Consider the following 23,727-nt stretch of genomic DNA (forward strand, 5'->3'; position numbering starts at 1 on the left):
GCACCTCACCGGGGCCGCTGTCGCGAGCACGTTCGCACCTGCATGAAAGTAAGAGACTCAGGCCTTTTTGGCCGCGCCCTTGGCTTTGGCCGCGCGCTGGCGCGTGGCTTCGAACAGGCACACGCCGGTAGCCACGGAAACGTTGAGACTGCTGACGCTACCGGCCATCGGCAGGCGCACCAGGAAATCACAATGCTCGCGGGTGAGGCGACGCATGCCCTTGCCTTCAGCACCCATGATCAGGATGGTCGGCCCAGTCAGGTCCTGGTCATACAGTTCCTGCTCGGCTTCGCCAGCCGTGCCGACGACCCACAGGCCACGCTGCTGGAGCTTTTCCAGGGTGCGCGCCAGGTTGGTCACGGCCACCAGGGGGATGACTTCCGCGGCACCGCACGCCACTTTGCGCACGGTCGGGGTCAGGGTCGCCGATTTGTCTTTCGGCACCAGCACCGCCAGCGCACCGGCCGCATCGGCGGTACGCAGGCAGGCGCCAAGGTTGTGCGGGTCGGTCACACCGTCCAGCACGAGGAGCAACGGCGCACCTTCGGTACGGTCGAGCAGCTCATCGAGCATCGCCTCGCCCCAGACCTGGCTCGGGCTCACTTCAGCCACGACGCCCTGGTGAACGCCTTCGACCCAGGCGTCCATTTCACGACGCTCGGCCTGACCGACCGCCACGCGATTCTGCCCGGCCAGGTCCACCAGCACCTGAACCCGCGGATCGCTGCGGCCTTCGGCCAGCCAGATCTGCTTGACGCGCTTGGGGTGGTGACGCAGCAATGCTTCCACAGCGTGCACGCCGTAGATTTTTTCCAACTGACTCATGACTTGGCCTTGGGTTTACGCGCCCCGCCGCTTTTCGCCGCAGGACCTGCGCCCGCTTTTGGCGGACCTTTACGATGTTTGCTCGGTTTGCTGGACGCCGGCTTTCCGGACTTTCCCCCAGGCGCCGCTTTACCGCCGCTCTTGGCTTCGGCCAGCAACGCCTGTTTCATTTCACGACTCTTGCGCACTTCGGCGTTTTTCGCCGCCGCATCGCTGGAGCGATAAGCCTCGACCGGCTTTTCCTTGGCCGGGCCACGACGCCCAGCCTTGGCTGGAGCAGGCTCGGCAGCGGTCTTGGCCGGAGGCACGTCGGCAGCGCCGCGTTTTTTGCGACCGATCGGCGCGCTGATGGTTTTTTCCGCCATCTCGAAGTCGATCTTGCGCTCGTCCAGATCGACACGCATGACCCGCACTTCCACGCTGTCACCCAGGCGGAAGCTGCGACCGGTACGCTCGCCGGCCAGGCGGTGATGCACAGGATCGAAGTGGTAGTAGTCGCCCGGCAGAGCCGTGACATGCACCAGACCTTCGACATAGATATCGGTCAACTCGACGAACAAGCCAAACCCGGTCACCGCGGTGATCACGCCCGGGAAAGACTCGCCGACGCGGTCTTTCATGTATTCGCACTTGAGCCAGTTCACCACGTCGCGAGTCGCTTCGTCGGCACGCCGCTCGCTCATCGAGCACTGCTCGCCGAGTTGCTCGAGAATCGCCTCGTCGTAGGGATAGATGCGCGCCTTCGGAATGGTCATCGCACCGGCACGACGCACGTGAGGCGTGTTCTGCTTGGAGTGGATGACACTGCGAATCGCCCGGTGCGTCAGCAGGTCCGGGTAACGACGAATCGGCGAGGTGAAGTGGGTATAGGCTTCATAGTTCAGGCCGAAGTGGCCCTGGTTGTCAGCGCTGTACACCGCCTGGCTCAACGAGCGCAGCATCACGGTCTGGATCAGATGGAAATCCGGACGATCCTTGATGCTTTCCAGCAATGCCTGATAGTCCTTCGGCGTCGGGCCGTCCTTGCCTTTATGCAGGGACAGGCCGAGCTCGCCGAGGAAGGCTCGCAGCTTTTCCAGGCGCTCTGGCGGCGGACCGTCGTGAACACGATAAAGCGCGGGGATTTCGTGCTTCTTGAGAAATTCCGCGGTGGCCACGTTGGCCGCCAGCATGCACTCCTCGATCAGCTTGTGCGCGTCGTTGCGGGTAGTCGGACGAATTTCGGCGATCTTGCGCTCGGAACCGAAGATGATCCGGGTTTCCTGGGTTTCGAAGTCGATGGCGCCACGGGTATGACGGGCACCGAGCAAAACCTTGTACAGCGCGTACAACTGCTTGAGGTGCGGCACGACATCGGCGTACTCGCCGCGCAGCTGCTTGGCCTCGCTGGTTTTCGGTTGCTCGAGGATGGTGCTGACCTTGTTGTAGGTCAGGCGCGCCTTGGAGTGGATCACCGCTTCGTAGAACTGGTAGTCGGTCATCTCGCCGGACTTGGAGATGGTCATCTCGCACACCATGGCCAGACGATCGACTTTCGGGTTCAGCGAGCACAGGCCGTTGGACAGTTGCTCCGGCAACATCGGCACCACGCGCTCGGGGAAGTACACCGAGTTGCCACGCACCTGCGCCTCGTTATCCAGCGCCGAACCAATCTTCACGTAACTGGAAACGTCGGCAATCGCCACGTACAGCTTCCAGCCGCCGCCAAACAGGCGCAGCTTGCCAGGCTTGGCTTCGCAATAGACCGCATCGTCGAAGTCACGAGCGTCTTCGCCGTCGATGGTCACGAACGGCAAGTCGCGCAAATCGATGCGCTTCTCTTTGTCCTTCTCTTCGACTTCCGGCTTGAGCTTGCCAGCTTCCTTAAGCACCGCTTCCGGCCAGACATGAGGAATATCGTAGGTGCGCAAGGCAACATCGATTTCCATGCCTGGGGCCATGTAGTTGCCCACGACCTCGACCACGTCGCCTTGCGGCTGGAAGCGCGGCGTCGGCCAGTGGGTGATTTTCACTTCGACAAACTGGCCAATCTTGGCGCCGGCATTGCGCCCCGGGGTTACCAGCACTTCTTGCTGGATCTTCGGATTGTCTGCCACTACAAAACCGATGCCGCCTTCTTCGAAGTAACGGCCGACGATGCTCTCATGAGCACGGGACACCACTTCGACGATCATGCCTTCACGGCGACCGCGGCGATCCAGCCCCGAAACCCGGGCCAGTGCACGGTCACCGTCGAACACCAGACGCATCTGCGCCGGGCTCATGAACAGGTCGTCGCTGCCGTCATCGGGAACCAGGAAGCCGAAGCCGTCACGATGCCCGCTGATGCGGCCGAGGATCAGGTCGAGCTTGTCCACCGGCGCATAAGTGCCGCGACGGGTATAAATCAGTTGAGCATCGCGCTCCATGGCGCGCAGGCGGCGACGCAGCGCTTCTATCTGGTCTTCGGTGGTCAGACCGAACTCTTCGACCAACTGCTCGCGGTTAGCAGGCGAACCCCGATCAGCAAGGTGCTGAAGGATCAGTTCGCGGCTAGGGATAGGGTTTTCATATTTTTCCGCTTCACGAGCGGCCTCGGGATCGAGGGACTGCCAATCGGCCATTAGATAAATTTCACCTTGTCTATATGCGGGTTAGTTTGGCATACGCGTATTGAAACGGGAAATTTCAGGCTAAGTCAGGCTCTGAAAAGTCCTTTAGTCGCCTCAGAATCAGCCAGCAAAAGCCGCTGGCGCATTTTTTTCAATATTTTCAAGAACAGGGGTTTACAGCTCAAAAAGTGGTCCGTATAGTGCGCGCCATCGACGACGGAGACGCTGTCGATACTGCCCAGATGGTGAAATTGGTAGACACGCCAGCTTCAGGTGCTGGTGGCCGCAAGGCCGTGGAAGTTCGAGTCTTCTTCTGGGCACCAATTCAGAGCTGCAGATCATTTGAATCTTCAGACTCCCTCAAAAAACCCGCGAAAGCGGGTTTTTTGCATTCTAAGTGTTTGATTTATTGAGTCTAAGTCAAAACAGGGCTTTACAGATCCGAAGGTGCTCCGTATAGTTCGCCCCATCAACAGCGGCAACGTTGCTGATACTGCCCAGATGGTGAAATTGGTAGACACGCCAGCTTCAGGTGCTGGTGGCCGCAAGGCCGTGGAAGTTCGAGTCTTCTTCTGGGCACCACATTCAAGTTTCACAGCATAGCTGTGAAACATCACAAAAACCCGCGAAAGCGGGTTTTTGCGTTTCTGATCCAGAACAATTATCTCCCCCACCAAACCACCCCTCCTCCTTGGCGATCCAGCCTTGTCAAGCCGCACATGAGAAACAATATCGTTTATGATTGTTACAAGTTTTTGCGGCACCACAGTGAGGAAACCTGCGAATGATGTTTAGAAACACCGCCCTTCCAACATCCCTTCTGCGTGGCTTGACCATCACTTTGCTGGGCCTGGCCCTGGCATCTCCACTCACTCAAGCAGCCGACCCGGTTTCCCTGACTCTCTACAACGGCCAACACAAGGAAGTCGGTGACGCTATCGCCAAGGCTTTCGAAGCCAAGACCGGCATTCACGTCAATGTGCGCAAAGGCAGCAGCAACCAGCTCGCCAGCCAAGTCGTGGAAGAGGGCGAGCGCTCCCCCGCCGACGTGATCTACACCGAAGAATCGCCGCCACTGAACAAACTTGGCGAGCAAGGCCTGCTGGCCAAAACCGACGCAGCGACCCTTGAAGCCCTGCCCAAGGCTTACGTCGCCAGCAATGACACCTGGATCGGTATCACCGCCCGCGTTCGCGTGGTGGCCTTCAACCCGAAGCTGATCGATGAAAAAGACCTGCCAACATCGGTGATGGAATTTTCCCAGCCACAATGGCAAGGCAAAGTGGGCTTCGTCCCCACCAGCGGCGCATTCCAGGAACAGGCCGTGGCGATCATCAAGCTGCACGGGATGGACGCCGCCGAAGAATGGCTGACTGGCCTGCGCGCCTTTGGCAAGACGTATAGCAACAACATGGTGGCGTTGAAGGCCGTGGAAAATGGCGAAATCGCCACCGTGCTGGTGAACAATTACTACTGGTTCGCCCTGCAACGCGAGAAAGGCCAACTGGATTCGAAGCTGCACTATTTCACTGGCGGCGATGCTGGCGGGCTGATCACCGTATCCAGCGCCGCAGTGCTCAAATCCAGCAAGCACCCCAAAGAAGCCCAGCAATTCCTCGCCTATATGGCCAGCGAAGAAGGTCAGCGGGTGATCACCCAGACCACCGCCGAGTACCCGCTGCGCAAGGGCCTGGAGTCAGATCGCGGCCTCAAGCCATTCAATGAGTTGGAAGCGCCGAAAGTCACTCCGGCCGATCTTGGCAACGCTGAAGAAGCCTTGGAGCTGGAACGCGAAGTCGGCCTGAACTGATGAGCGCATCGTTGCCTGCCCCTGCCTCGCGTACAAACTACATACCGAGGCGCAAGGGACCATCGATCTGGCTGTTGTTGCCGGTTCTGCTGCTGGTCGGCCTCAGCCTGTTGCCATTGCTCTACGTCGGACTCAAGGCCTGGCAGGCCGGCTGGGCCGAAGCCCTGCATCTGCTGTGGCGACCCTACGTATTCGGCCTGCTGCGCAATACCCTGCTGCTACTGATCGGCGTAACCATTACCTGCGCCATAGTCGGGCTGTCCCTGGCCTGGCTGCTGGAACGCAGCGATTTGGCGGGGCGGCGCCTGTGGGGCGTGATTTTGTGCCTGCCCTTCGCCGTACCCGCCTTTGTCAGCAGCTTTACCTGGGTGTCCCTCAGCGCCAGCTTCGAAGGCCTGGGTGGAGCCATCCTAGTGATGAGCCTGTCCAAGTACCCGCTGGTGTTCCTGCCTGTCGCGGCCACCCTGCGCAATCTCGATCCGTCCCTGGAGGAGTCGGCCCGCACCCTCGGGCAAAATCGCTGGGGCGTGTTCTTCAGGATCACCCTGCCCTTGCTTTGGCCGTCATTGCTGGCCGGTTCGCTGCTGATCGCCCTGCACATGCTTGTGGAGTTCGGCGCACTGTCGATCATTGGCCTGCAAACCTTTACCACCGCGATTTATCAACAATTCGAACTGGAATTCAGCAACGCCAACGCGGCGATGCTTTCCGCCGTGTTGCTGGCGCTGTGCATGGCTCTGCTGTGGCTGGAGTTGCGGGTTCGCGGTAAAGGCCGCCATGTACGAACCGGCCAGGGCGCGGCGCGACATGCCGAGCAAGTGCGCCTCGGCAAGTGGGCGATTGGCGGGCAACTGTACTGCGCGCTGCTGACCCTGATCGGCAGCGGTATTCCGCTGGGCATGCTGGCGTATTGGCTGGCCGTCGGTTCATCAGCCGCTTTCCCGGTGGCGGCCATCGGCGAAGCCTTGCTGTCTTCCCTCGCGCTGTCGCTGGGCGGCGCGGCGCTGTGCCTGGTGCTAGCGGTACCGGTCGGGTTGCTGGTGGTACGCCACAAGGGTCGCCTGGCGCTCTGGGCCGAGCGTCTGCCCTACCTGCTGCATGCTCTGCCAGGCCTGGTGATCGCCCTGACACTGGTGTTCTTTGCCTTGCACTATGTACCGGCGCTGTATCAAACCTCGACCCTGCTGCTGATCGCCTATGCCCTGCTGTTCCTGCCCCTGGCGCAGGCGCCGATCCGCACTGCCCTGAACAAGGCGGCACCGCAACTCGAAGAAGCCGCCCGCACCCTGGGCGCCTCCTCATTTACGGCCTTCTGCCGCGTGACCCTGCCAATCATTTTCCCGGCATTGGGTGCCGCCTTTGCCCTGGTATTCCTGGATGCCATGAAGGAACTGACGGCTACCCTGCTGCTCAGCCCAACCGGACTGAATACACTGGCAACGGAAGTCTGGGCGCACACGGCGAATGTGGAATTTGCTGCCGCAGCGCCTTATGCGGCGCTGCTGATCCTGGTGTCGGGATTACCGGTCTATCTGCTGACGACACGAATGTATCTGAGCCGCTGAGCCCGCTCCTGCAGAAAGCGCAAAGGCCCTCTGCAGGAGCCTGCAACCCGCATTCAACCCTCGCGAAAACTCAAGCCCGGAACTGCCCCAGGCTGGCCTTCAACTGTGCCGCCAAGCTATCCAGCACCTTGCCGCTGGCCGTGGTTTCCACCACCGCCTGCGCCGCACGTTCGGCCTGGGCATGAATGGTTTCGACCCGGCCGCGCACCGCTTGCGCACCCTGGGCCTGATGAGCAGCCGCCTGGGTCGCCAGGCCGATCGCTGCATGCACCTGTTCCACCGACGATTGCACCGACTGCTGCAATCGCGCACTGTCGCGCAATACCAGTAACCCTTCATTGGCCTGCCTTCCAGCCTGGCCGATCGCCGCGACCGCCTCGCGCGCGCCCTGCTGCAGAGCGCCAATGTGCGCCTGGATATCCCCGGTGGAGCTTTGCGTCTTGCTCGCCAATGCCCTCACCTCGTCGGCCACCACCGCAAAGCCGCGCCCGGTCTCCCCGGCCCGTGCCGCTTCGATGGCCGCATTCAAGGCCAGTAGATTGGTCTGTTCGGCAATCCCATGAATCACCGTCAACACCACCTCGATCTGTTCACTCTGCTGCGCCAGACGCTCGATGACCTTGGCCCCCGTGTCGACCTGCCCCGCCAGGGCCTCGATCAGGCTGCCCACCTGGGCCGAAGTCCGGGTGTTTTCGTCGGTCGCCTGACGGATCTCCACCACCTGCTGCAAGGCCGCCTGCATTGCCTGGCTCTCCGCCTGCGCCTCATCGGCCATCTGCGACAGCGCCCGCAAACTCTCCGCCACCTCGTCGCGCTGAGCCTCGGCCGCAGCGTCCGCGCCGGCGTTACGCAGGCTCATCGCGCCGATTTCGACACCAGTACGCTGCGCCACATCGCCCGCTTCGCGCACGATCGGCTGCAACTTGTCGACAAAGCGGTTGACCGCCGACGCCATGTCGCCAATCTCGTCATTGCTGTTGAGCTGGACCCGCTTGGTCAAATCGCCCTCGCCGGCCGCCAGGTCGTTCAGTGCCGCAATCAGCAGATGCAGCTTGCTGACCACCCGCCGCCCCAGTACCACCGCCAGCAACAGCAAGACCCCGCCGCCGACCAGCGCCAGGCCCACGCCAATGCGCCAGCGCAGGGTGGCCGCCGCGTCCTGAACAGTGGCAGCAGTGTTGGCCTGCATGTCCGAAGCACTGGCTTGCGCCGATTGCAGGCGCGCGCGCATGGCCGCCGAGCTGTCTGCCGAAGCGCCCTTGAGGCTATCGCCGACCAACTGATCGCTGCTGGCGATCAAGGCGGCGAAGCGCTTGTCCAGAGCCACCACATCGGCCTCGACCGACGCCGTGGAAACGCCCATCAACACCTTGCCGATTTCCACGCCATTAGGGCTGATGGAGGCCTCCAGGTAATACACCGAGGGATCGTTCTTGGCCGCATCCAGCACCTTGTCCAGCGCGCGGTCGCCCTGGCCCTTTTCCAGCAGCGCCTTGTTGATCGGATTCTCCCGATTCAGGTAACGGGTCAAGTGCTCGCCATTGGCGTCGTCATACACCACGAACAGCACATTGGGATTGCGCTGGGCGCGCCGGGCGAATTCGGAAAGGGTCGGAACGTCGCTGTCCCACATGGCCCGCGGCGCCACCGATGCAAGCAGCTGGGCCATATCGTTGGCCGAATCCTTGAGATCCTTCTCCAGCGTCATCCGCAATTGCGCCTGCTCTTCTTCAAGACGCGAGGACAGCCCCGCGGTCAAGCGCTGCCGGGTGCTGCTGGAAAGGCTTTCCAGGCTGGACGTGACTTCGCGAGCCGCTTGCTCCAACTCGCCGGACAGCTTCTGGCTATCAACGCCCAGGCGAGCGGCCAGGTCAGCCTCCAGCGCCGTCACCGTGCTCCGGGTCAGGGCAACGGCAACCAGTACCTGCACCAAAAGGGCGATACCAAGGGTAACGAACACAGGCCGCAACAAACGGCTTTGTAACAGTGAGAGAACAGCCGACACAGGAAATCCCTCTACTTGGACGCCATTAAAGTGATGGCACTCTGAAAGGGGAAATCACAGCAAGGGTCGTGCCGCCTGGCAGGCAGAAACGACAAAGGCCCCTCGAGAGGGGCCTTTGTTTTTTACATCAACGACTTATCAAGCAAACGGATGACGCAGAACGATGGTCTCGTTGCGGTCCGGGCCCGTCGAAATAATGTCGATCGGCGCGCCGACCAGCTCTTCGATGCGCTTGATGTAGGCACGGGCAGCAGCCGGCAACTCTTCCAGGGTCTTGGCACCCAGGGTCGACTCGCTCCAGCCTGGCATCTGCTCGTACACCGGCTCCAGGCCGATGTAGCTGTCGGCGTCGGTTGGCGCGTCGATGACCGCACCATCCTGGTTCTTGTAGCCCACGCAGATATTGATGGTTTCCAGGCCGTCCAGCACGTCCAGCTTGGTCAGGCACAGGCCCGAGATGCTGTTGACGTCGATGGCGCGACGCAGGATGACGGCGTCGAACCAACCGCAACGACGTGCACGGCCGGTGGTTGCACCGAACTCATGGCCACGCTTGGCCAGGAATGCGCCGACGTCGTCGAACAGTTCGGTCGGGAACGGGCCCGAGCCTACGCGAGTGGTGTAAGCCTTGGTGATGCCCAGGATGTAGTCCAGGTACATCGGGCCAACGCCCGAACCGGTGGCGATGCCGCCGGCGGTGGTGTTGGAGCTGGTGACGTACGGGTAGGTACCGTGGTCGATGTCCAGCAGCGAGCCCTGGGCGCCTTCGAACATGATGTCCTTGCCCGCGCGACGCAGCTGGTGCAGCTCGGCGGTCACGTCCAGCATCATCGGCTTGAGCAGCTCGGCGTATTCCATGCACTCGTCGAGCGTCTTCTGGAAGTCGATGGCCGGCTCTTTGTAGTAATTGACCAGCACGAAGTTGTGGTAGTCCAGCAACTCGCCCAGCTTCGCGGCGAAACGCTCGCGGTGGAACAGGTCGCCAATACGCAGGCCGCGACGAGCGACCTTGTCTTCGTAAGCCGGGCCGATGCCGCGACCGGTGGTACCGATCTTCTGCTCGCCACGGGCTTTTTCACGCGCCTGGTCCAGTGCTACGTGGTAGGACAGGATCAGCGGGCAGGATGGGCTGATACGCAGGCGCTCACGCACCGGTACACCCTTCTCTTCCAGCTTGACGATCTCACGCAGCAAGGCGTCCGGTGCTACCACCACGCCGTTGCCGATCAGGCACTGGACGCCTTCGCGCAGCACACCCGAAGGGATCAGGTGCAAGACGGTTTTCTCGCCGTCGATCACCAGGGTGTGGCCAGCGTTGTGGCCACCTTGGTAGCGCACTACGGCGGCAGCATGTTCGGTCAGCAGATCAACGATCTTGCCTTTGCCCTCATCACCCCACTGGGTGCCCAGGACTACGACATTCTTACCCATAACACTTGTCCTCATTCGCGCAAACTTGGTGCCGGCAACGGCCGGCGGGAAAACTCAAGAAGCCAGCGGCAATACTTGCCAAAGCCCGTTCTGCTGAATCAATTGCCGGTCGCAGTCCGCTTCACGGGCGGCGGCCAATGGTTGTCCAGGCAAGGCCTGAACCACGCGCTGACCCTCACTGCGCAACTGGCAAACCCGCTGCCAGAGGGCTGCATCCGTACTGTCCGGCATCCAGATACCGCCAGACGGTAGCTCGATCTCAGCACGCCCCAGGGTCACCAGGGTTTTCAAATCGGTAGAGAAGCCGGTTGCCGGACGGGCGCGACCGAAGTCGGCGCCGATGTCGTCGTAACGACCGCCCTGGGCAATGGACTGGCCAACGCCCGGCACGAACACTGCGAACACCACACCGGTGTGGTAGTGGTAACCGCGCAGCTCGCCCAGGTCGAAGTACAGCGGCAATTCAGGGAAACGCACGGAAAGACGCTCGGCGATCGCCAACAGGTCGTCCAGGGCCGCCAGCACCGCCGCCGGTGCATGGGCCAGGCGTTCGCGGGCCGCAGCCAGCACTTCACGGCCGCCGCACAGGTCGACCAACGCGCGCAGCATGCCGGACAGATCGGCCGGCAGGCCTTCGGTCAAGGTAATGACCTCGTCGATGGCCTTGCGTTGCAGGGCATCGAACAGCTGCTGCTCGACTTCGCCGGAGAGGCCGGCCGCACGGGCCAGGCCGCGGTAGATACCGACATGCCCCAGATCCATGTGCACATCCGGCACATCGGCCAATTGCAGCATCGCCAGCATCAGGCTGATGACTTCGACGTCGCTGCTCGGGCTCGCATCGCCGTACAACTCGGCGCCCAGTTGAATCGGGCTGCGCGAGGACGACAAGGCACGCGGCTGCGCATGCAGCACGCTACCGGCGTAACACAGGCGGCTCGGGCCTTCGCGACGCAGGGTATGCGCGTCGATGCGGGCCACTTGCGGCGTAATGTCGGCACGGAAACCCATCTGCCGGCCCGATTGCGGGTCGATGACCTTGAAAGTACGCAGGTCGAGGTCCTGGCCCGCGCCAGTCAGCAAGGATTCCAGGTACTCGATATGAGGGGTCACGACGAACTCGTAACCCCAGCTCTGGAACAGATCCAACACCTGGCGACGCGCAACTTCAATGCGCGCCGCCTCAGGTGGCAGTACTTCTTCGATGCCATCTGGCAGCAGCCAGCGGTCTACCGTTGCCATTACGCCATTCCCCTGTGATCCAGGCGGCCAACCTATGGGCGGGCCTTGAGTGAAGCAGAAAATGATCGGCTCATGCGCAAACCACGCGCATGGGCGACGGGGCGAAAAGCCTGGAACCGGCTTCGCCACTCACTTTCCTCGAAAAAAACTGTCGAGTCGTTCAACTCGCCGTCTTGCACCAGTAACCACAATCAAACGTGCAGACGCAAAAAAGCCGGGAATTTCCCGGCTGCCGCATCATACACTCGTTTTCCCAAAGGAGCACCCCGCCAGACACTTTAGCCGCCGGGCGGGGCGATTCAGGTCAACGTCGCATCAAGGCTTGGCCTTTTCCAGGTAACGGAAAAAATCGCTGCTTGGGTCGAGGACCATGACGTCGGATTTGTTCGCGAAGCTTTCACGATAGGCGCGCAGGCTACGGTAGAAGCCGTAGAACTCCTGGTCCTGGCCGTAGGCCTTGGAGTAGATGGCTGCAGCCTGGGCGTCGCCGTCACCGCGAATCTCTTCGGATTCACGATAGGCTTCAGCCAGCAGAACACGGCGCTGACGATCGGCGTCGGCACGAATACCTTCCGCCAGTTCGTTACCCTTGGCGCGATGCTCGCGGGCTTCACGTTCACGCTCGGTGCTCATGCGCTCGAAGACGCTGCGGTTCACTTCCTTCGGCAAGTCGATGGTCTTGACCCGGACATCGACCACTTCGATGCCCAGTTCTTTCTCGGCCATCTTGTTGAGCGAAGCCGTGATATCCGCCATCAGCGCATCACGCTCACCGGAAACCACTTCATGCAGGGTGCGCTTACCGAACTGGTCACGCAGGCCCGACTCCAGACGACGGGAAAGACGCTCGTCGGCGATCTGCTTGAGGCCGGAAGTCGCGGTGTAGAAACGCTCCGCATCCTTCACGCGCCATTTGGCATAGGCATCGACCATCACGGCTTTCTTTTCCAGCGTCAGGAAACGCTGGGTCGGTGCATCCAGGGTCATCAGGCGGGCGTCGAACTTACGCACCTGATTCACATAGGGCACTTTCACATGCAGGCCCGGCTGCACGTCAGCCTGGACCACACGACCGAACTGCAGCAACACCGCGCGCTCGGTCTGAGCGACGATGTAGAAGCAGTTCCAGGCAGCGATCGCCACGACGACGCCGACGATAAGGGCGATCAGCGATTTATTGCTCATCAGCGACTCTCCCTGGTACGCGCTTGCTGTTGCTGCAGATCAGCTGCCGAACGCACATTCGCTTCGTTGCTGCTGGCTGCTGCGCCAGTCACCGGAGCGCTGGTGTTACGGCCACTTTCGACCATTTTGTCCAGCGGCAGGTACAGCAGATTGCTCTGGCCGTTCTTGTTGCCGGTCACGAGAACCTTGCTGGTATTGCTGAAGACTTCCTGCATGGTGTCCAGGTACAGACGCTCGCGGGTGACTTCAGGCGCCTTGCGGTACTCAGCCACCAACTTGGTAAAGCGATCGGCCTCACCCTTGGCGCGAGAAACCACTTCATCGCGATAACCGTTGGCATCCTCGAGGATGCGCTGGGCCTGACCACGGGCTTCCGGTACGACACCGTTGGCGTAGGTTTCAGCCTGGTTGCGCGAACGCTGCTCATCTTCACGGGCACGGATCACGTCATCGAAGGCTTCCTGCACTTCACGCGGTGCCGCTGCGCTCTGTACGTTCACCTGGGTAACGGTGATACCGGTGCGATAGGTATCGAGGAAACGTTGCAGACGCTCCTTGATCTCGCTAGCCATCAACTCACGGCCTTCGGTCAGCACCTGGTCCATAGCGGTAGAACCCACTACGTGGCGCAGGGCACTGTCGGTGGCGTGCTGCAGGCTGATTTCCGGCTGATCGACATTCAGCACGAAGTCCTGCAGGTTGCTGATCTTGTACTGCACGGTCAGCGGCACTTCGACGATGTTTTCGTCTTCAGTCAGCATTTGACCCTGCTTGGTATAGGCACGCTCACGCGTGACGTTCTCCATGTACTTGCGATCGATCGGCGGGAAGTAGATGTTCAGGCCCGGGCCGACGGTTTCGTAGTACTTGCCGAAGCGCAGCACCACGGCCTGCTCCTGCTCGTCCACGACATATACCGCGCTGTACAGCCAAACAGCCGCCAGCACGACCAGGCCGATACCGAGCAGGCCGAAACCGCCGCCCTTACCGGAGCTGCCACCATCGTCACCACGTTTCTTACCACCACCGAACAACCCATTCAGGCTTTCCTGCAGCTTGCGGAAGGCCTCGTCGAGATCCGGTGGCCCCTTGCGGTCGCCATTGTTGCGGCGTTTACCACCCCAAGGATCCTGATTATTCGAGTTGCCACCCGGCTCATTCCAAGCCATAGCGCTCTCCATCTGATAAAGCAAAGACGCACCCACGGCGCGCCGACCAATGCTACAGAATGCCTGCTACAGCGGCACAACCGCTTTTTCAGGCTTTTATTGCAAAGTGTGTTGCTCGATGAATTCCAGCGGCTGCATGCCTTCGCGGCTTACCAGTCGATTCAGCTCGACCCGTGGCAAGCGGACAGCCAGCAGGCTGACACCTTCCTCGTCGTGATCTTCTTTCTGCACTGCGCCCAGCTCGAAGAACTGCGCTCGCAGTCGAGCAAAACGCTGCGGCAAGCGCAAGGTGCCTACGAACAAATCTTCGCCGAGCAGTTCGGCGATGGCCTGCTTGAGCAGGTCCAGCCCTTGCCCTTCGCGAGCCGACAACCAGACCCGCTGCGGCTTGCCATCGGCATCGCGCTGGATCTGCGGGTCTACTCCCTCGAGCAAATCGAGTTTGTTATAGACCTCCAGTATCGGCAAGTCCTGGGCCCCGATCTCGCCGAGCACCACCATGACCTGTTCGATCTGGGCCATGCGCTCAGGCTCATGGGCATCGATCACATGCAGCAGCAGGTCGGAGTTGCTCGACTCTTCGAGCGTAGCCCGAAACGCCTCGACCAGTTTGTGCGGCAGGTGACGAATGAAGCCCACAGTGTCAGCGAGCACGATCGGGCCGAGATCGTCCAGCTCGAGCCGGCGCAAAGTCGGATCGAGGGTGGCGAACAGTTGGTCGGCCGCGAATACATCGGACTCGGTAACGGAGTTGAACAAGGTGGATTTGCCGGCGTTGGTGTAGCCCACCAACGATACCGAAGGAATATCGGCACGCTTGCGCCCACGACGAGCTTGCTCGCGCTGGCTGCGGACCTTCTCCAACCGGGCCTTGATCTGCCGCAGGCGAACCCGCAGAAGTCGCCGGTCGGTCTCGAGTTGGGTTTCACCCGGGCCGCGCAGGCCGATACCGCCCTTCTGCCGCTCAAGGTGAGTCCAGCCACGCACCAAACGCGTACTCATATGCTCAAGCTGGGCCAGTTCTACCTGGAGCTTGCCTTCGTGAGTGCGGGCGCGCTGGGCGAAGATGTCGAGAATCAGACCCGTGCGGTCAATCACGCGACACTCGAAAGCACGTTCGAGGTTACGTTCCTGACTGGGTGTGAGGATGTGATTGAAAATCACCAGATCGACCTGTTCGGCTTTGACCAGGTCGCGTAATTCTTCGACCTTGCCACTGCCAACCAGGTATTTGGCGGTTGGCCGATGACGCGGCACGTTAACAAACGCGACGGTCTCGGCGCCGGCCGATATTGCCAACTCCTGAAACTCCTGCGGATCTTCGCGCGCCTCAGGGTCCTGACCATCCAAGTGAACGAGGATTGCACGTTCACCACCACCGTGGCGCTCAAAGAACAAAGGAGACTCCTATCAGGCGTTACCTGGCTCAGCGTCACCTTGCTCGGATTCGGATGCGCTAGGCAGACGAATTGGACGAACCGGCACCACTGTCGAGATAGCGTGCTTGTAAACCATTTGGCTGACGGTGTTTTTCAGCAGGATGACGAACTGGTCGAAAGACTCGATCGTACCTTGCAGCTTGATCCCGTTGACCAGATAGATGGAAACCCCAACTTTCTCTTTACGTAAAGTATTCAAGTAAGGGTCTTGTAGCGAATGCCCTTTTGACATGTGCCGCACTCCTTTAAGGATCAATAATAAAAAATCGGAAAACAGATGGCTAAAACCGCCCCACCCCCAAGGATAGACGGCAATTGCAAGGACTCAGCTCAATATGGAGACCGTTCCCAGGTATTTCAAGGCGCGTGGCAGATTGTCGCAATCCAGGCTGTCCAGCCAGTGTAAATCAGCCCAGCTGCGTAACCAGGTGAACTGGCGCTTCGCCAATTGGCGCGTGGCGATGATGCCGCGCTCCTGCATCTCGGCGAATGTCAGCTTGCCATCCAGATGATCCCAGACCTGTCGGTAGCCTACAGCACGTATAGACGGCAACCCGGCATGCAGGTCACTTCTAGAACGCAGAGCTACGACCTCGTCGACGAATCCCTGTTCCAACATAATTGTGAATCTTTGTGCAATACGCTGATGCAATACCTGGCGGTTTGCCGGGGCAATGGCCAAGTTCGCGACAGTATAGGGCAATTGTCCCCGTCCCGAAGCGGCTGCTTCAGTACTTTGCGCAGATTGTCGCAGTCTGTGGGCGGTCATGCTCAGGCCGCTGACTCGATAGACTTCCAGCGCCCGGGTCAGGCGTTGCGGATCATTGGGGTGGATCCGCGCCGCCGATTCCGGGTCGATGACCGCCAGTTGGTCATGCAAGGCTTGCCAGCCAAGGCGTGCAGCCTCTTCTTCGAGCTCGGCGCGAACCTGTGGATCGGCCGGCGGCATATCCGCCAGGCCTTCGAGCAAAGCCTTGTAATAGAGCATCGTGCCGCCTACCAGCAACGGAATCTTGCCTCGCGCGGTGATGTCGGCCATCGCTGCCAGGGCATCGGTGCGGAAGTCCGCCGCCGAATAGCTCTCGGAGGGGTCGCGAATATCGATCAGACGGTGCGGAAACTCGGCCAGGATATCCTTGGACGGCTTGGCGGTGCCTATGTCCATGCCGCGGTAGACCAGCGCCGAATCGACGCTGATCAGCTCGCAAGGCAGGACTTTGGTGAGTTCGATGGCCAGGTCGGTCTTGCCAGCGGCAGTCGGGCCCATCAGGAAAATCGCTGGAGGGAGCTGGCTCATCAACGACCGCGCAGGAATAGTTTGTCCAGATCGTCCAGGCCCAACTGGGTCCAGGTCGGTCGGCCATGGTTGCATTGGCCGCTGCGCTCGGTGTTTTCCATGTCGCGCAACAAACCGTTCATTTCCGGCAGGGCCAGCCGGCGATTGGCCCGAATCGCGCCGTGGCAGGCCATGGTGCCCAGCAATTCGTTGAGGTGCGCCTGGATACGGTCGCTGGTGCCGTACTCCATCAGGTCGGCCAGCACGTCATGCACCAGGCGGTTGGCTTCCGCCTGCTTGAGCAAGGCTGGAATCTGGCGGATCGCCAGCGATTCCGGGCCCAGGCGCTGCAACTCGAAGCCCAGGCGCTGGAACCAGCTGGCATGTTCTTCGGCACAATCCGCTTCGCGCTGGCTGACCGCGATCGACTCCGGTACCAGCAGCGGCTGGCCACTCAGGCCTTCGCTGGCCATTGCCACCTTCAGGCGCTCATACATGATCCGCTCGTGGGCCGCATGCATATCCACCAACACCAGGCCCTGGGCGTTCTCCGCGAGAATATAGATGCCCTTGAGCTGCGCCAGCGCGTAGCCCAGCGGCGGGATATCGCCTTGAGCATCCGGCAAGGCCGCAGCCCCGGACTCCGGCAGCGGAGCGAAAAACTCGCGATAGGCGCTTTGCGCCTCGGCCGCTGGCAGCACGGGCTGCGGACGTGGCGTGTACTGGTACTGATAACCCGCACCCGAGCCGCCTCCCGGCGAGTTGAAGGCCGGCTGCGCCTGCGGCTGTTCCAGCGTCATGTTCGCCGCCAGGCGCATTTCGCCCTGGGGACCGAATTCGCCGGCCTCGATCCCGCTCGGCCGCACTATGCCAGCGACCGCGGCCGGTGCGGCCAACTGATCTTCCGGACGCACATCGCCCAGGGCGCGGTGCAGGGTGCCATAGAGGAAGTCATGGACCATGCGTCCGTCACGGAAGCGCACTTCATGCTTGGTCGGGTGCACGTTGACGTCGACCACCGACGGGTCGACTTCGAAAAACAGGACAAAGGTCGGATGCCGACCATTGAACAGCACGTCACGGTAAGCCTGGCGCACCGCGTGGGCCACCAGCTTGTCGCGCACCGCGCGACCGTTGACGTAGAAATATTGCAGGTCCGCCTGGCTGCGGGAAAAGGTCGGCAAGCCTACCCAGCCCCACAGATGCAGACCGTTGCGCTCGACTTCGATCGGCAGGGCCTGCTCGAGGAACCCCGAACCGCACACCGCCGCCACTCGCCGGGCACGCGCCACATCGTCATTGGCTTCGTGCAGGCTGAGAACGCTTTTACCGTTGTGACGCAGGTGGAAAGCCACATCGAAACGCGCCAGGGCCAGGCGCTTGATCACTTCCTGCAGGTGATCGAACTCGGTTTTCTCGGCCTTGAGAAATTTGCGCCGGGCCGGGGTATTGAAGAACAGATCGCGGACTTCCACCGAAGTGCCGACCGGATGGGCCGCCGGCTGCACCCGGGGTGCCATGTCGCGACCTTCGGTTTCGACCTGCCAGGCCTGATCGGCATCGCGAGTGCGGGAGGTCAGGGTCAAGCGCGCCACCGAGCTGATGGAGGCCAGTGCTTCACCACGAAAGCCCAGGCTCATGACCTGTTCCAGGTCCTCGAGGTTGCGGATCTTGCTGGTGGCGTGACGCGCCAGGGCCAGCGGCAAGTCGTCCGCGGAAATTCCGCTGCCGTCATCGCGCACCCGCAGCAGTTTGACCCCCGCCTGTTCGACATCCACGTCGATGCGCTTGGCCCCCGAGTCCAGGCTGTTTTCCAGCAACTCCTTGATCACCGAGGCCGGACGTTCGACCACCTCGCCGGCGGCGATCTGGTTCGCCAGGCGCGGGCTGAGCAGCTCGATGCGGGCGCTGCTGATCACTGCGTCGTTCATTCCTTGGCCGCCAGTTCTGTACCCGGGATGGTGAGGGTCTGACCGATTTTCAGCTCATCGCTGCTCAGGTTGTTGGCGCTGCGCAAGGTGGCGGCGGAAACCTGATAACGCACGGCGATCATCGCCAGGGTTTCCCCCGGGCTCACGCGGTGATCACGAGGCCCCTGGGCAATCTTCCCGGAGTCGCGCAGCCAGGCAATGTAGGTGCCCGGTGGCGGGTTCTGCTGGAAGAACTGCCGTACGCCGCTGCTGATGGAACGCGCCAATGCCTGCTGGTGGCTGACAGTGGCCAGCTTGGAGGCTTCGTTGGCGTTGGAGATAAAGCCGGTTTCCACCAGGATCGACGGAATGTCCGGAGACTTGAGCACCATGAACCCCGCTTGTTCGACGCGCTGCTTGTGCAGCGGGGTGACCCGGCCGATGTTGCTGAGTACCTTCTGGCCGACGTTGAGGCTGGAGGTCAGCGAGGCGGTCATGGACAAATCGAGCAATACGCCGGCAAGCATCCGGTCCTTGTCATCGAGGCTGACGTTGCCGGCCCCGCCAATCAGGTCGGAACGGTTTTCGCTGTCGGCCAGCCAACGGGCCGTCTCGGAGGTGGCGCCACGGTCGGAAAGGGCAAACACCGAGGCACCGAAGGCCGCGCGCGAAGGCGCTGCGTCGGCATGGATCGAGACGAACAGGTCGGCGCCTTTCTTGCGGGCGATCTCGGTGCGCCCGCGCAGAGGGATGAAGTAGTCGCCGGTACGGGTCAGCTCGGCGCGGAAGCCCTTGATGCCGTTGATCTGGCGCTGCAGCTCACGGGCGATGGCCAATACCACGTCTTTTTCATGCTGGCCACGAGAGCCTGAGGCGCCCGGGTCTTCGCCGCCGTGACCGGCATCGATGACCACGACGATATCGCGCTTGCCGGCCGGAGCCGGTGGCAGCTTGATCTCGGGCTTGGTCGGCGTTACCGGCACCGCCGGCACGGTCGCGACATTCGGCGCGGGCGCCGGCGTTGGCGCGGCGTCGGCCGGGTTATCGAACAGGTCGACCACCAGGCGATTGCCGTATTGGGCATTGGGCGTGAGGGTAAAGCTCTTGGGGGTAACGGCTTTTTTCAGGTCGACGACCACCCGCAGGTCGGTAGGCGTGCGCTGGGCCGAACGCATGGCGGTAATCGGCGTATTGGCCGTAGAGACATTCAGCGGCCCGCCGAGGGTCGCACCGTTGATATCGATCACCAGACGATCAGGGGCCGTCAGGGTGAAGACGCTGTGCTGCACCGGACCGGACAAGTCAAATACCAGTCGAGTGTTATCCGGTGCCCGCCACAGGCGAACACTGCGGACCTGTGTAGCAGCCAGAGCGTCGACGGCCAATGCCGTAAGCAACAGTCCTACGACAGCAACCAACGCGCGAATGCGCATACCTAACCCCATCAATTATTGAATTCCAACGCCAAAGCGGCACACCAGGCCTCGCCACGCGAGCCTTGCGACAACAAATGCAGGGAACGCCCGCTGTTATGCGGGCTAATGGTAATGGTCAGGTCCGGCTTTGGCAAAAAGCCCGCACCACGCTGGGGCCACTCGATCAGACACAGTGCATCGCCCTCGAGGTAATCGCGAATGCCGAGAAACTCCAGCTCTTCCGGATCGACCAACCGATAAAGATCGAAGTGAAAAGCCCGCACATCGCCGATTTCGTAAGGCTCGACCAGGGTAAAAGTCGGGCTTTTCACCGCGCCGGTGTGCCCCAGGCCACGAATGAGGCCCCGGGACAAGGTAGTCTTCCCCGCCCCCAGGTCGCCCTCCAGAAAGATCACACCCACCCCTTGAGTGACCTGAGCCAGGCGCGCGCCAAAGGCGATCATGGCGTCTTCGTCTGCCAGATACAGGGTTATTTCAGACACGGTGATTGCTCCTCCAGCAACTGACGAATGGCCGGGATCAGATCGCTGGCCGCCAGCCCCCGGCCCAACTTACCTTGATGCTCGCCCGCGACGGCATGCAGCCACACCGCCAGGCAAGCGCTATCGAACGCCGGCAGTCCCTGGGCCAGCAAGGCCCCGACCAGGCCGGCCAGCACATCCCCCAGGCCTGCGGTGGCCATGGCTGGATGCCCCCGGTCGCAACGGGATAGGCGCCCATCAGGGCTGGCAATCAGGCTTCCAGCGCCCTTCAGGACGGCGACAACTGTGTATTTTTTGCTCAGAGCCCGAACGGCGGCCGGGCGATCCGCCTGTACTTGCGCAGTGGAAATACCCAACAACCGTGCGGCTTCCCCAGGATGCGGGGTGATTACGCTGCCCGAAGGCAAGCTCAAACCACCTTTGGCCAGCAGATTGAGGGCATCGGCATCCCAGACCTGCGGCCGAGGCGCATTGGCGGCGGCAGACAACAGACTGCGCCCCCAGGCCGCCTGGCCCAGGCCGGGCCCGGCGACAATGACCGACGCCTGCTCCAGCAAGCCCATCAACTGGTTGGCCGAGTCCGTGCCCAGCGCCATGACCTCCGGGACCCGCGCCAGGGCCGCTGGCACGTGCTCGCGACGAGTCGCCAGGGAAACCATCCCGGCACCGCTGCGCAGGGCGCTCTCGGCGCAAAGCAGCGCCGCGCCGCCAAAACCGCGATCGCCGCCGATCAGCAACAGGTGCCCGAACTGGCCTTTGTGGGCACTCGGCGAGCGGGCAGTCAGCCGCGACAACGTACCGGGCGTCAGTAACTGCGTGTCGGGTAAAGGGTGTTTTGTCTGCGGCATGCGTCTTCGGGCTCCGATGTCTGGCAGAATTATACGCACCTCAGCCCCGGTTTCTCTCGCCTCATGCCTGCCATCACCACCGATCTGCCCGCCCTCGCCCAATCGATCAAGGATTGGGGCCGCGAGCTCGGCTTTCAGCAAGTCGGCATCAGCGGCCTCGACCTGGCCGAGCATGAGCAGCACCTGGAACGCTGGCTCGAGGCCGGCTACCACGGCGAAATGGACTACATGGGCGCCCACGGCAGCAAACGCTCGCATCCGGAGGAACTGGTACCCGGCACCCTGCGCGTGGTGTCCCTGCGCATGGATTACCTGCCCGGCGACACCCAGATGGCGCAACGCCTGGCCCAGCCGGAAAAAGCCTACGTCTCGCGCTACGCCCTGGGCCGCGACTATCACAAGCTGATCCGCAAACGGGTGCAGCAACTGGCCGAGCGCATCCAGAAAGAGATCGGCCCGTTCGGCTATCGCGCCTTCGTCGACAGCGCCCCTGTGCTGGAAAAAGCCATCGCCGAACAGGCCGGGCTCGGCTGGATCGGTAAAAACACCCTGGTGCTCAACCGCAAGGCCGGCAGTTATTTCTTTCTCAGCGAATTGTTCGTCGACCTGCCCTTGCCGGTGGACGAGCCACACGCCACCGAGCACTGCGGTCGCTGCAGCGCGTGCCTGGACATCTGCCCGACCAAGGCCTTCGTCGGCCCTTACGTACTGGACGCCCGGCGCTGTATTTCGTACCTGACCATCGAGCTGAAAAACGCCATCCCCGAGGACCTGCGCCCACTGATCGGCAACCGGGTATTCGGCTGCGACGATTGCCAGATCGTCTGCCCGTGGAACCGCTTCGCCCGCCCGTCCGGCGAGGGCGACTTCAAGCCCCGCCACAACCTCGACAATGCCGAACTGGCCGAACTGTTCATGTGGGATGAGGAAAAGTTTCTCAGCAGCACCGAAGGCTCGCCGCTGCGCCGCGCCGGTTATGAGCGCTGGTTGCGCAACCTGGCGGTCGGGCTGGGCAACGCGCCATCGAGCATTCCCGTGCTGGAAGCCCTGAAAGCCCGTCGGGACTACCCGTCAGAACTGGTGCGCGAACACGTGGAATGGGCGCTGAAGCAGCACGCCAGCCGTCATTGCTCGTCGTTGTAGACGAACTTGGGCATTTCCCAGTGAAAACGGATCGCCAGCAAACGCAGTAGGAAACCGCCGAACAGGGTAATGAGGATCGACTGCTCGCCGGGCAATTGCAGATAGATGCAGAGCAGGTAGCACCAGGCCGCGGCGAACGAGACGCTGGCATACAGCTCACGACGGAAGATCAGCGGGATATCGTTGCAGAAAATGTCCCGCAGGATGCCGCCGAATACCCCGGTAATCACCCCGCTGACCGATGCCACAACCATGCCGTGGCCCATTTCCAGGGCGGTCATGCAACCGATCAGGGTGAACGCCACCAGCCCCACGGCGTCGAGTACCAGGAACAGCGAACGCAAGTGGCGCATCAAGGGCGCGATAAAGATCGTCACCAGGGCCGCGACCGATGTCAGTACCAGGTATTCCGGGTGTTTGACCCATGTCAGCGGGTAATGCCCCAGCAGCACGTCACGCACCGAACCGCCGCCCAGGGCCGTGACGCAGGCGATCAACACCACGCCGAACCAGTCCATGCCACGACGGCCGGCGGACAACGCGCCAGTCATGGCTTCAGCGGTAATGGCGATCAGGTAAAGCATCAGCAGCATGATGGCGGTCCTTGCAGGAAGGCGCGCAGTCTACTCAGTTGCTGCTGGCACCAAAAGGGGGCGCCAGCTGGAATTACTGGAGAGCGCAAGGCGCCTATCGCGGGCAAGCCTCGCGCCTACGGATCACGCGGACTTGTAGGAACGAGGCTTGCCCGCGATGACGTCAGAGCCGACGCCCCCCCCCCCCGGACCATCAAAGCTTGATGAAGTGCTTGCGGTAATGCTGCAGCTCGGCGATGGACTCGCGAATGTCGTCCAGGGCCAGGTGGGTGCTGCCTTTCTTGAAGCTGTCGCGCACGTCCGGGGCCCAGCGGGCGGCCAGTTCCTTAAGGGTGGAAACATCAAGGTTGCGGTAGTGGAAATAGCTTTCCAGGGCTTTCATATGGCGGTACAGGAAGCGCCGGTCCTGGCAGATGCTGTTGCCACAGATCGGCGACTTGCCCTTGGGCACCCACTGCTCCAGGAAAGCGATGGTCTGCGCTTCCGCTTCAGCCATGCTGATGCGGCTTTCGCGCACGCGCTGGGTCAGCCCGGAACCGCCGTGCTGGCGGGTATTCCACTCGTCCATGCCGGCGAGAATTTCATCGCTCTGGTGGATGGCGATGACCGGTCCTTCAGCCAAGGTATTGAGGTTGCTATCGGTGACGATGGTCGCCATCTCGATGATGACATCGGTATCAGGGTTCAGACCGGTCATTTCCAGATCGATCCAGATCAGATTCTGCGGGTTTTGCATGTGGGGGCTCCTCGGCGTAGTTGCGCAGTTTAGCCTAGAGG

At 61.7% G+C, this 23,727-nt stretch carries 19 protein-coding genes, 2 tRNA genes and 1 pseudogene; 5 read left to right on the plus strand and 17 right to left on the minus strand.

Annotated features, from left to right (window positions below; genetic code table 11):
- Positions 1 to 57: 57 nt before the first annotated feature.
- Together rlmB and rnr are read right to left on the minus strand one after the other, a co-directional pair.
- The gene (rlmB, locus tag BLV20_RS11905; protein ID WP_092301453.1) at positions 58 to 825 is read right to left on the minus strand and encodes a 23S rRNA (guanosine(2251)-2'-O)-methyltransferase RlmB; all 768 of its coding nucleotides are present in this window, start codon (positions 823 to 825) and stop codon (positions 58 to 60) included.
- Complete coding sequence (rnr, locus tag BLV20_RS11910) at positions 822 to 3,428, minus strand: ribonuclease R (RefSeq protein WP_092301456.1); 2,607 nt, start codon at positions 3,426 to 3,428, stop codon at positions 822 to 824. The genes rlmB and rnr overlap by 4 nt, the downstream gene beginning before the upstream one ends.
- A gap of 224 nt (positions 3,429 to 3,652) precedes the next feature.
- Between rnr and BLV20_RS11915 the strand changes: the two genes are divergently transcribed.
- From BLV20_RS11915 to BLV20_RS11930, 4 genes are all read left to right on the plus strand, one after another.
- Positions 3,653 to 3,739: transfer RNA gene (locus tag BLV20_RS11915), tRNA-Leu, on the plus strand.
- 172 nt (positions 3,740 to 3,911) lie between these two features.
- Positions 3,912 to 3,998, plus strand: a tRNA-Leu gene (locus tag BLV20_RS11920).
- 202 nt (positions 3,999 to 4,200) lie between these two features.
- Positions 4,201 to 5,226, plus strand: coding sequence for an extracellular solute-binding protein (locus BLV20_RS11925; protein WP_092301459.1), 1,026 nt, complete (start codon positions 4,201 to 4,203; stop codon positions 5,224 to 5,226).
- Positions 5,226 to 6,791, plus strand: coding sequence for an ABC transporter permease (locus tag BLV20_RS11930; protein WP_092301462.1), 1,566 nt, complete (start codon positions 5,226 to 5,228; stop codon positions 6,789 to 6,791). The genes BLV20_RS11925 and BLV20_RS11930 overlap by 1 nt, the downstream gene beginning before the upstream one ends.
- A gap of 70 nt (positions 6,792 to 6,861) precedes the next feature.
- Here BLV20_RS11930 and BLV20_RS32010 read toward each other — a convergent pair whose 3' ends face one another.
- The 13 genes and pseudogenes from BLV20_RS32010 to BLV20_RS11990 form a co-directional block, all read right to left on the minus strand.
- Positions 6,862 to 7,746 carry a methyl-accepting chemotaxis protein gene (locus BLV20_RS32010; protein ID WP_371914313.1) on the minus strand — a complete coding sequence of 295 codons (885 nt, stop codon included), beginning with the start codon at positions 7,744 to 7,746 and terminating at the stop codon, positions 6,862 to 6,864.
- A 21-nt stretch (positions 7,747 to 7,767) separates the two neighbouring features.
- A pseudogene (locus tag BLV20_RS32015) lies at positions 7,768 to 8,499 on the minus strand (methyl-accepting chemotaxis protein); the annotation flags it as partial.
- Positions 8,500 to 8,934: 435 nt separating this feature from the next.
- Positions 8,935 to 10,227 (minus strand): adenylosuccinate synthase, encoded by a 1,293-nt coding sequence (locus BLV20_RS11940; RefSeq protein ID WP_009041907.1) that lies wholly within the window; start codon positions 10,225 to 10,227, stop codon positions 8,935 to 8,937.
- A 54-nt stretch (positions 10,228 to 10,281) separates the two neighbouring features.
- Complete coding sequence (locus BLV20_RS11945; RefSeq protein ID WP_092301467.1) at positions 10,282 to 11,469, minus strand: ATP phosphoribosyltransferase regulatory subunit; 1,188 nt, start codon at positions 11,467 to 11,469, stop codon at positions 10,282 to 10,284.
- 315 nt (positions 11,470 to 11,784) lie between these two features.
- Positions 11,785 to 12,654, minus strand: coding sequence for a protease modulator HflC (gene hflC, locus BLV20_RS11950; RefSeq protein WP_007921367.1), 870 nt, complete (start codon positions 12,652 to 12,654; stop codon positions 11,785 to 11,787).
- On the minus strand, positions 12,654 to 13,823 hold the full coding sequence (gene hflK, locus BLV20_RS11955; RefSeq protein WP_092301470.1) for an FtsH protease activity modulator HflK: 1,170 nt from the start codon (positions 13,821 to 13,823) through the stop codon (positions 12,654 to 12,656). The genes hflC and hflK overlap by 1 nt, the downstream gene beginning before the upstream one ends.
- 96 nt (positions 13,824 to 13,919) lie before the next feature.
- On the minus strand, positions 13,920 to 15,221 hold the full coding sequence (gene hflX / locus BLV20_RS11960) for a ribosome rescue GTPase HflX (protein ID WP_092301473.1): 1,302 nt from the start codon (positions 15,219 to 15,221) through the stop codon (positions 13,920 to 13,922).
- Positions 15,222 to 15,233: 12 nt separating this feature from the next.
- Positions 15,234 to 15,494: an RNA chaperone Hfq gene (gene hfq, locus BLV20_RS11965; protein ID WP_007921378.1), complete on the minus strand. Its 261-nt coding sequence runs from the start codon at positions 15,492 to 15,494 to the stop codon at positions 15,234 to 15,236.
- A gap of 93 nt (positions 15,495 to 15,587) precedes the next feature.
- On the minus strand, positions 15,588 to 16,559 hold the full coding sequence (gene miaA / locus BLV20_RS11970) for a tRNA (adenosine(37)-N6)-dimethylallyltransferase MiaA (protein ID WP_092301477.1): 972 nt from the start codon (positions 16,557 to 16,559) through the stop codon (positions 15,588 to 15,590).
- Entirely contained in the window at positions 16,559 to 18,469 is a 1,911-nt protein-coding gene (mutL, locus tag BLV20_RS11975; RefSeq protein ID WP_092301480.1) for a DNA mismatch repair endonuclease MutL, read from the minus strand. Before mutL ends, miaA begins: the two co-directional genes overlap by 1 nt.
- Positions 18,466 to 19,893 (minus strand): N-acetylmuramoyl-L-alanine amidase, encoded by a 1,428-nt coding sequence (locus BLV20_RS11980; RefSeq protein ID WP_218190300.1) that lies wholly within the window; start codon positions 19,891 to 19,893, stop codon positions 18,466 to 18,468. The genes mutL and BLV20_RS11980 overlap by 4 nt, the downstream gene beginning before the upstream one ends.
- Positions 19,893 to 20,366: a tRNA (adenosine(37)-N6)-threonylcarbamoyltransferase complex ATPase subunit type 1 TsaE gene (tsaE, locus tag BLV20_RS11985; protein WP_092301486.1), complete on the minus strand. Its 474-nt coding sequence runs from the start codon at positions 20,364 to 20,366 to the stop codon at positions 19,893 to 19,895. The genes BLV20_RS11980 and tsaE overlap by 1 nt, the downstream gene beginning before the upstream one ends.
- Positions 20,354 to 21,214, minus strand: a complete 861-nt coding sequence (locus tag BLV20_RS11990) for an NAD(P)H-hydrate dehydratase (RefSeq protein ID WP_092301489.1) — start codon at positions 21,212 to 21,214, stop codon at positions 20,354 to 20,356. Before BLV20_RS11990 ends, tsaE begins: the two co-directional genes overlap by 13 nt.
- 63 nt (positions 21,215 to 21,277) lie before the next feature.
- Here BLV20_RS11990 and queG point away from each other — a divergent pair, with 63 nt between their 5' ends.
- A complete protein-coding gene (gene queG, locus BLV20_RS11995; protein ID WP_092301492.1) occupies positions 21,278 to 22,357 on the plus strand; it encodes a tRNA epoxyqueuosine(34) reductase QueG in 1,080 nt (359 codons plus the stop codon).
- Here the strand turns inward: queG and BLV20_RS12000 are convergent.
- Together BLV20_RS12000 and orn are read right to left on the minus strand one after the other, a co-directional pair.
- Positions 22,339 to 22,953, minus strand: coding sequence for a trimeric intracellular cation channel family protein (locus BLV20_RS12000; protein ID WP_175540190.1), 615 nt, complete (start codon positions 22,951 to 22,953; stop codon positions 22,339 to 22,341). The two genes, queG and BLV20_RS12000, sit on opposite strands and share 19 nt — an antisense overlap.
- Positions 22,954 to 23,143: 190 nt before the next feature.
- Entirely contained in the window at positions 23,144 to 23,686 is a 543-nt protein-coding gene (gene orn / locus BLV20_RS12005) for an oligoribonuclease (RefSeq protein ID WP_007921399.1), read from the minus strand.
- Positions 23,687 to 23,727: the final 41 nt, after the last annotated feature.

The organism is Pseudomonas sp. NFIX28, assembly GCF_900107395.1.
GTDB lineage: Bacteria > Pseudomonadota > Gammaproteobacteria > Pseudomonadales > Pseudomonadaceae > Aquipseudomonas.

Bases quoted from the DNA above. Each gene is read 5' to 3' on its own strand.
- rlmB (WP_092301453.1), bottom strand. From the start codon at position 825: ATGAGTCAGTTGGAAAAAATCTACGGCGTGCACGCTGTGGAAGCATTG.
- rnr (WP_092301456.1), bottom strand. From the start codon at position 3,428: ATGGCCGATTGGCAGTCCCTCGATCCCGAGGCCGCTCGTGAAGCGGAA.
- BLV20_RS11925 (WP_092301459.1), top strand. From the start codon at position 4,201: ATGATGTTTAGAAACACCGCCCTTCCAACATCCCTTCTGCGTGGCTTG.
- BLV20_RS11930 (WP_092301462.1), top strand. From the start codon at position 5,226: ATGAGCGCATCGTTGCCTGCCCCTGCCTCGCGTACAAACTACATACCG.
- BLV20_RS32010 (WP_371914313.1), bottom strand. From the start codon at position 7,746: ATGGCGTCGGCGGTCAACCGCTTTGTCGACAAGTTGCAGCCGATCGTG.
- BLV20_RS11940 (WP_009041907.1), bottom strand. From the start codon at position 10,227: ATGGGTAAGAATGTCGTAGTCCTGGGCACCCAGTGGGGTGATGAGGGC.
- BLV20_RS11945 (WP_092301467.1), bottom strand. From the start codon at position 11,469: ATGGCAACGGTAGACCGCTGGCTGCTGCCAGATGGCATCGAAGAAGTA.
- hflC (WP_007921367.1), bottom strand. From the start codon at position 12,654: ATGAGCAATAAATCGCTGATCGCCCTTATCGTCGGCGTCGTCGTGGCG.
- hflK (WP_092301470.1), bottom strand. From the start codon at position 13,823: ATGGCTTGGAATGAGCCGGGTGGCAACTCGAATAATCAGGATCCTTGG.
- hfq (WP_007921378.1), bottom strand. From the start codon at position 15,494: ATGTCAAAAGGGCATTCGCTACAAGACCCTTACTTGAATACTTTACGT.
- miaA (WP_092301477.1), bottom strand. From the start codon at position 16,559: ATGAGCCAGCTCCCTCCAGCGATTTTCCTGATGGGCCCGACTGCCGCT.
- mutL (WP_092301480.1), bottom strand. From the start codon at position 18,469: ATGAACGACGCAGTGATCAGCAGCGCCCGCATCGAGCTGCTCAGCCCG.
- BLV20_RS11980 (WP_218190300.1), bottom strand. From the start codon at position 19,893: ATGGGGTTAGGTATGCGCATTCGCGCGTTGGTTGCTGTCGTAGGACTG.
- BLV20_RS11990 (WP_092301489.1), bottom strand. From the start codon at position 21,214: ATGCCGCAGACAAAACACCCTTTACCCGACACGCAGTTACTGACGCCC.
- queG (WP_092301492.1), top strand. From the start codon at position 21,278: ATGCCTGCCATCACCACCGATCTGCCCGCCCTCGCCCAATCGATCAAG.
- orn (WP_007921399.1), bottom strand. From the start codon at position 23,686: ATGCAAAACCCGCAGAATCTGATCTGGATCGATCTGGAAATGACCGGT.